Consider the following 8363-nt stretch of genomic DNA (forward strand, 5'->3'; position numbering starts at 1 on the left):
TTTTAGCTTTTTCCTTTGTTTTTTCTTTTCGAAAATATGGAAGTCAATTTTTCATCTTATTAAAAAGGTCTTCTCGCGGGGAATTGCTATGCCATACACTTTCATATTGATTGTTATTATGTACCTCTCCCAATGGACTAACCTCCTTCTTCATAATTCTTTATATAAATTTATATGTAGAAATTATGAACTCTGTTAAGTGTTTGTTGACTGGTTTCTTTTGATGTATTTATAATAACAGATGCCGTCTTATTTGTCAACACATTTTTAAAGTTTTTTTCCATTATTTTCATATCGCACATATTGCGCCATAATACACTGTTTATTGTTTTAATTTTATTGAATTTCCAGATAATTTTGTTTTTTCTGTTAAAACCAAAAACTGCGTCCCGGTTTTGGACGCAGTTTCCTATTATATCAGCTTATATCATTGTCTTCCATTTTCCTCTTATCTGATGATACTGCCGAGCACACCGTATGACACGATACTCATAATCACTGACGCGAGAAAAATTCCCAAAAGAATCGCAAGAGATGATTTCTTAATATCAATATCCAGAAGCGATGCAATCAGTGCTCCTGTCCAGGCTCCCGTTCCGGGAAGTGGAATCCCCACAAACAGCACCAGACCCCAGAATTCATACTTCTCTATCTTATCACTTTTTCCCATTGCCTTTCTTTCCAGCCATTCGATCATTGGCCGAAACAGCTTCGTCTTCTTCATCCATTTAAATATCTGCTTAATAAACAACAGGATAAATGGGATAGGAAGAATGTTTCCGATAATACATAGAGGCAGTGCCGTCAGATACGGCACCTGCAGCAGGGACGCAGCAAGCAGCCCTCCCCGCAGCTCCAGGATCGGCAGCAGTGAAATGATAAAAACCACAGCTGTTTCCGAAATATAGGGTGTCAGGTTGGCAGTAAACCATTGTACCAGTGAATCCATGTTATGCTTCTCCCTTTTCTTTTCTCTCTGCTAAATAACGTTCCAGAAATCCTACCAGCTTTCTCATCTCTTCCGGTGTCCCGATCGTAATTCTCAGATAATTGCTGATTCGTGGTTTATTAAAATAACGGACATAAATATGTTCCTCACGAAGCCGGGCAAATAATTCTGATGCCGGGCAGCTTTCATGCGCCGCAAAAACAAAGTTTGCCTTCGAAGCTTTCAATGAAAATCCCAGTCTGGCAAGCTGCTCCTGCGTCCATTCCCGTGTCTCAGTGATTTTTCCGATTGTTTCCCGAAAATAAGTCTCATCTTTTATAGACGCTTCCCCAAGCTCCAGTACCGTGGTATCCATGGTATAAGAATTAAACGAATATTTTACATCATTCAGGAAACGAATCATCTCCTCATTACCGCAGGCATAGCCGATACGTAAGCCTGCCATGGAACGGGATTTTGAAAATGTTCGCACGACGAGTACATTGTCATATTCTTTTATCAGCGGCAGCGCTGTTTCCGCACCGAAATCCACATAAGCCTCATCCACAACTACAACGGAATCCCGGTTGGATTCGATGATCTCCCTCACGGATTCCAGCGACAGCTCTGCACCTGTCGGTGCGTTGGGATTGGGAAAAACAATTCCCCCGTTCAGCTTTTTATAATCGTCGGCAACAATATCAAACTCATCATTCAGAGGAATTCTCTCATACGGAATCCTCAAAAGTTCTGCCCATACATCATAAAAAGAATAGGTGATATCAGGAAACAGAATCGGGGCATCACCGTTGAAAAATGTCATAAACACCATAGCCAGCACATCGTCAGACCCCACGCCTACGAATACTTCCGTCTCCTTCATCCCGTGGTAGTCTGCGATCGCTTTTACGAGCTTGTGTGCCGTAGGATCCGGATACAACCGAAATGAATCTGACTTCAGCGACTTCAGAGTCTGTTCTACCAGCGGCGACGGCGGATATGGATTTTCGTTGGTATTTAATTTTACCACATCCGGATCATCCGGCTGTTCACCCGGCACGTAAGGAACGACGTTTCTTACATTATCTTTCCAAGTTTTCATCAGTTTTCCTCTCTGCGTTTTTCATTCTGGCATTTACTATCTGCCTGCCCCGCAAAAAACAGGGTTTTTCAGGGGATTTATTTCAGAACAACAGTATACCCGGTTTTCCATCAAAAAGCAACCGTCTGGTGGTATCGCAAATAATGCGCTTTCACCAGACGATTGCTCTTACTGACAGTGCCGGAAATTTATCGGTTAGTCACAGAATACCGTTTTACCATTCCTCCATATCCAGAGTATCTACATTTTCTTTTGTTGCCAGAGGTGTCTCGATATTGTTGTCAAAGCTCTCCGGTTTTTCTCCCCCCGCCAGCCTGACCGCCATGTCAAGAGCAGTCTCTGCATCATAGTACGGTGACTGCATAACAGTAGCCGCAATTTTCCCATCCCGCACATAGTCAAGTGTTCCGTAACTCCCGGAAGCCCCTGCATAAATCTTCACATCCTCCTGTCTTCCGGCCGCTTCCACTGCGTTCCATGCGCCATAAGCACCATTATCGTCATATACAAAGATAGCATCAAGTTCTCCCGGGGCATATTTGACAAGATAATTTTCTGCAATCTGCTGACATTTTTCACGATTACCTTCGCCGGTCTGACTGTCCAGAAGTTCAGCATTCGTCCCCTCAATACCAAGCTTCATTCCCTCTGTGCGCTCCATAGCGGATGAATACCCTGCCGGTCCGGCAATCTCCACGATCCGGGCATCTTCTCCCAGCTGTCTGACCATTTCCTCTGCCGTGAGTTTACTCTCTTCCACACAGGACGGACCGACATGGCACTCAATAAATTCCTCACCAGCTTCTGCGATCCTGGTATTTGCCGTCATACATGGTATTCCTGCCTTATAAACCGCTCTTGCGGATGCGACAGCCGCTTCACTGTTTACCGGCCAGATAATGATACTGTCACATTTCATATTGATCAGATCCTGCACCTGGTTAGCCTGTGTCGTAGAATCACCTTTCGGGTCGAGAATCTGAAGTTCCACCCCTTTTTCTCCCGCATATGCCACCATAGTGTCATAATAAGAAGTCTGATACGGGTCCTGCCCGGCATAATTTACAACCATACCGATTTTAACCGAACCGTCCTCTGCCGGTGTCCCTTCTTTTGTATCTGATCCTTCTGCTGTATCCTCTTTATCTGTCTCATCAGCAGATGCCGCCGTCTCCCGCCCGCTTCCGCCGCAGCCCGTCATCATCATGGCGGCGGCTGCCACTGTGAGTAAGGTCAATATTCTTTTCTTCATATGATTTCCTCCGTTAGTGTTTGTCTCCGTTAAACTCCTTCACCGCATCAATCATCGCCACAATATTCTCAATCGGTGTATTTGCCTGAATGATGTGAATTGCATTAAAGACAAAACCCCCGTCTCTCGAAAATATCTCACATCTTCTCAGTACCTGCTCGCGCACTTCCTCAGGCGTTCCGAACGGCAGTTCCTTCTGTGTATCAACACCGCCTCCCCAGAAAGTAAGGTCTTTCCCGAACTCATCTTTTAATTCCTGCGGGTCCATATGATCCGCTGAAGTCTGTACGGGATTCAAAGCGTCAAATCCCGATTCGATCAGAAGCGGTATCAGCGGGCGGATTGCGCCGCAATTATGTTTTAATATTTTCCAGTTTGTATTCTTGTGTATCCAGTCATTTGCCCTCTGGTAACTCGGAAGATAGAATTCTCGGAAGACTTCCGGTGATACAAACAGGCTGTGCTGATGAGACAGATCTGTCGCGCAGGTAAATGCCACATCGATCAGATCACCGCACACATCATTTACTCTTCTCAGATTTTCGATCGCAATATCCGTCTGTCTTTCAAATAATTCTTTTACAAAGTCTTCTCTGACCAGCGCCGACATATACCAGTCTGTATAATTTCTGATCCCTCTTGGATATTTCAGCGTGTCACCGGGTATATCTCCCGCATCGCCCAGGCCCATGCCCGGTGCCGCAAACACGACGGCTCGTCCCATCGCCGCACCCTCCTCAGCCTGTTTTTTCAGATACTGAAGATTTTCATCGTCAAACAATGTCCACTCCATCAGGTTATCCGTCGGTTTCAAATCCTCCTCCTCAAAAGGCTCCTGGCGAAGGACAGCGTCAAAATAGAATGACTTTGCGGGCATGTGCCCGGACGGCGGAAGACTCAGATCTCCTTTTGTATGAACGTAATACCCGCCTTTTCCGTCAGGCTGTGGGTTAAAATCCTGCGGAACGAGAATGGTCTGTCCCTGCAGGTTGGTCCACTCCTTCACTTTGTCTCTTCTCAGACCAAAGTGGGTCCCCAGCGGATATGCGGGGGCCGTATCCACCCCCATGGCATCCAGCAGATCTTCTTCCATGGTTCCCGCCATCGTAAATACATCCTGCACTGTCACAGGGTGCTTCTCCAATCCATAATAATCGCGAAGCCCCGCAATACAGCTTACGTGCATCGTAGAATCGCAGGTCCCTCCAAAGTCAACAGCAACTTTGTCCGGCTCTTTATGATTAAGTGTTGTGGTTATTCTCTCTTTCCCTGTCATAGCTTGTTCTCCTTGTGCATTTTTTCGAGGCCTCAGTTAACTTTATTGTCTATGGGTACATCATACTATTTTTCTGTTTTGAATACATCACAAATACTTTTGCAAAAATGTCGAATTCTTATTTTAAATCTAAAGTTTACCGGTATCTGTTGTTTTTTTGCTAAAACATCTTATAATATTGGAAAACAACCATTACAAAATATTTAATTATCGTCAGTCATCAGGCGTAAGAGAGGATTGCCGCATGATTTACAAATCACATTTAACCCCGGGTACTTTACCAGATTCTTTTGAATACTCCCACAACCCCACACAGCACGCCCGTGACCTCATGCTCTATGTAGAATATATCGGTCACGCTTTTTGCTCTCCTGAGTACTGTGCCATCCGCAATCAGTACTGTCACTATCTGATCATGTATATCTTAAAGGGGAAGCTCGTATTTTCGACTGACGGGCAGACCGGTGAGGCATCTGCCGGCCAGGCAGTTCTTATAGAAACACAAAAGCCCCATATATACGGGGCCATCGGTCATCTGGAAATGCTTTGGATTCATTTTAATGGAAAGAACTTTCACCCGTTCTTTTCACATCTGATATCTTCTAATCATAACCAGAACGTATTCGATTTACAGAACAACACAGAATTTCTGTTAAAAATGCAGGAACTCGTCCAATCCTTCTCCGCTTCCAGACAGTATCCGGAGATCATCGTTTCTGCCAAACTATATGAAATCCTATGCCTTCTTCTCGTAAAAGGCGAGGATCCCGACTATATGGATATGATCATTCAGTACATCAACCGCCACTACATGGAACCTCTCACGTTAGACATGCTGGCGCGTAAGGCACAGTTGAGTGTATCCTGTTTCTGCACCACATTCAAAAAAGAAACCGGGTATTCACCATATCAATATATCATAAATACCCGGCTTCACGCCTCACGCCAGCTATTGACCAGCTCCACATATTCAGTTGAACAGATTGCTGCGAACGTAGGATTTGCCACTACCTCATCCTACATCGCATCTTTCAGAAAAAAATATAAGACAACACCGGGACAGTTCCGGCTTCGTTTACACACTGACCCTGGGCAGTAACACGTATTTTAGAACTGTATCTGATAAAGGCCTGCATAAATACCTTCTTTTTTCAACAGCTCCTCATGTGTTCCTTCCTCCGCGATACCATCCTGTGTCAGCACCAGAATTCGTTTTGCGTTTCGTATCGTGGACAACCGGTGTGCAATGACGAACGTTGTCCTGTTCTTAGCCAGTTCCTCGAGAGATTTTTGCACAACTTTTTCACTCTCATTATCAAGCGCAGAAGTGGCTTCATCAAAAATAAGGATCGGCGGATTTTTCAGAAATACTCTGGCAAGTGCGAGGCGTTGTTTCTGTCCGCCGGAGAGTTTGATGCCCCGCTGCCCGATGTCGGTGTCATAACCGTCCACTAATTCTGTGATAAATTCATGAGCATTTGCCGCCCTTGCAGCCCGAACCACCTCCTCATCCGATGCATCCGGTTTTCCATAGCGGATATTATCCATGACTGTTCCCGCAAACAGATACACATCCTGCTGAACAATCCCGATCTGACGCCTCAGGTCTTTCAGTTTCATGTCGCGCACGTCAGTTCCGTCAATTTTTACCGCCCCGCTGCTCACATCATAAAAGCGGGGAATGAGACTGCACAGTGTCGTCTTTCCTGCCCCTGAACTGCCGACAAGCGCTACATATTCCCCTGCATTCACCTTCAGATTTACGTGTGAGAGCACATTCTGGCTGTGGTCTTCATAGTGGAAGGATACCTGGTCAAATTCCACATCACCTTTGACATGATTCACTGTGACGGCATCCGGTCCGTCCTTGATATCCGGCGCTATCTCCATAATTTCCAGGAACCGGTCATAGCCACTGTATCCATTCTGGAACTGTTCCGTAAAGTTGACCAGCTTCTTCACCGGCTCAGTAAAATTATTAATATAGAGTAAAAATGTCACCAGATCTGCGACCAGCAGTTTTCCATCTGCCATCAAAAGTGCACCGGCAATCAGAGAACCCACTGTGATCAGCGTAGTAAACGCCCCCATGCCGGAATGATATCCCGCCATATAACGGTAGCTCTTCCGTTTCGAATCCACAAAACGCTCATTACCGCTTTGGAACTTGGAAAGCTCCTTCTTCTCATTTCCAAAAGATTTAACGACACGAATGCCCGCCAGGCTGTCTTCGATCTGACTGTTAATATCTGCAATACGGGCACGGTTTTCTTTAAACGCATGTTTCATCGCCCGGTTGAAATACACAGCATAGATCATCATCACTACAACAATGACGATCGCCACAAGAGCCAGTGTTCCATTGACATTGAGAAGGATAATAAACGCACCCACCAGTTTGATCAGAGATATCACAAGATCTTCCGGGCCATGGTGCAGCAGTTCGCTGATATCAAACAGGTCACTCGTGATACGTGATAACAGATGTCCCACTTTCTGATTATCATAGAACGCAAAAGAAAGCTTCTGGTAGTGTCCGAAGATTTCATTTCGCATATCCCGCTCTATGAATACACCCATCATATGTCCGAAATAAGTAATAAAATAGTTGCAGCCCGCCTCAATAAGTACCATGGCAATCATCAAAATACCAAGCTTCAGGATCATCTGCCTCGCATCTGACAGATCCATCTCCGTCACATTCGATGTGATATAACGCACAAGAAGGGGAATTACCAGGGTAATTCCCGCTCCCGTTACTGCAAACAGCAGGTCTGAAAAAAACAGGCCTTTATATGGTTTATAGTACGAAGCAAGCCGCACAAGCTTTTTGTTCATCGTCTATTTGCCCTCCTCATCCATTGATGTACTTCCTGCGCTCATTCTATCATGAATCAAAAGTTTCATGATCGACATTCGCCGTTCGCCAATCATGCTGGCATGTTGGCTCTCTTGCGCTCATTCTATCACAACTTTCCGAGGATGAACAGCCCTTCTACGCTTTCACGATCCGATAATAGGTTCTGGCCGTCAGCGCATAGACGATGGCATAAAAAACAGCAAAAATAACCAGTGTGATAACGGTGCACAGTGCAAACAGCGAAGTGTTTGTGAGGTTCATGAGTGCCAGCAGGCGTGAAATAATGGGAAATGCAAAAGCAATATGCACGCCAGCCATCAAAAGCGGAAGAAAGAACACGCTCAAAACCTGCGAACGGATGGATGCTTTGACTTCCTGCCTGCTCATGCCCACCTTCTGCATGATCTCGTACTTTCCTGCGTCATCATATCCCTCAGATATCTGTTTATAATAGATGATCAACACTGTCGCCATCACAAACAGCGCCCCCAGAAATATCCCAAGGAAGAACAGCCCCCCGTATGTCTCATAAAAATCCGCCTCCGACTGCTGCTTGGATTCCACATAAGAGGAGTAGGATTGATCCGCATCCTGACTGACCGCAGTTCTTACCAGATCCGCACATGCCATTTTCTCCTCTTTGCTGCCGTTCATATCCAAACCGATGATATAGTTCATTCCAGTCCCCTGATCATCGCCAAATGCCTGTATCTTCAGTTCATAAAGTTTCTGCAGCATCTCCTCATCCGGAACCACTACGCAGACGGCCTGCACAACATCCTGCAGCGCTCCTCCCTGTGGTATCGAATCGAGCTTCTCTTCAACAGGGAATTTTTCTCCGAAAAGCTCGAAGGTATCCTGCACTGATTCTGTCGAATCGAATACTGCCACTCCATTCGACAGCTTCAGCTGTTCTCCCCCTATACGTTCAAAATCTTCCTGGGT

At 45.5% G+C, this 8363-nt stretch carries 7 protein-coding genes; 1 reads left to right on the forward strand and 6 read right to left on the reverse strand.

What is annotated here, in order from left to right:
* Positions 1–448 precede the first annotated feature (448 nt).
* The 4 genes from MCG44_RS14715 to MCG44_RS14730 form a co-directional block, all read right to left on the reverse strand.
* Positions 449–949, reverse strand: coding sequence for a COG2426 family protein (locus MCG44_RS14715; protein ID WP_240288985.1), 501 nt, complete (start codon positions 947–949; stop codon positions 449–451).
* Position 950: 1 nt separating this feature from the next.
* Positions 951–2030, reverse strand: coding sequence for a histidinol-phosphate transaminase (gene hisC, locus MCG44_RS14720; RefSeq protein WP_240288986.1), 1080 nt, complete (start codon positions 2028–2030; stop codon positions 951–953).
* 214 nt (positions 2031–2244) lie between these two features.
* On the reverse strand, positions 2245–3282 hold the full coding sequence (locus MCG44_RS14725; protein ID WP_240288987.1) for a sugar ABC transporter substrate-binding protein: 1038 nt from the start codon (positions 3280–3282) through the stop codon (positions 2245–2247).
* 13 nt (positions 3283–3295) lie between these two features.
* A complete protein-coding gene (locus MCG44_RS14730; RefSeq protein WP_240288988.1) occupies positions 3296–4558 on the reverse strand; it encodes a uroporphyrinogen decarboxylase family protein in 1263 nt (420 codons plus the stop codon).
* 244 nt (positions 4559–4802) lie between these two features.
* On the opposite strand from MCG44_RS14730, the gene MCG44_RS14735 reads away from it, so the two are divergent.
* Positions 4803–5657, forward strand: coding sequence for an AraC family transcriptional regulator (locus MCG44_RS14735; protein ID WP_240288989.1), 855 nt, complete (start codon positions 4803–4805; stop codon positions 5655–5657).
* Between the two features lie 8 nt (positions 5658–5665).
* Here MCG44_RS14735 and MCG44_RS14740 read toward each other — a convergent pair whose 3' ends face one another.
* Together MCG44_RS14740 and MCG44_RS14745 are read right to left on the reverse strand one after the other, a co-directional pair.
* Positions 5666–7396, reverse strand: a complete 1731-nt coding sequence (locus tag MCG44_RS14740; RefSeq protein WP_240288990.1) for an ABC transporter ATP-binding protein — start codon at positions 7394–7396, stop codon at positions 5666–5668.
* 157 nt (positions 7397–7553) lie between these two features.
* Positions 7554–8363 (reverse strand): ABC transporter permease (locus tag MCG44_RS14745; protein ID WP_412531161.1); only part of this gene is annotated, 810 nt, incomplete at its 5' end.

This window comes from Lawsonibacter sp. OA9 (assembly GCF_022440585.1).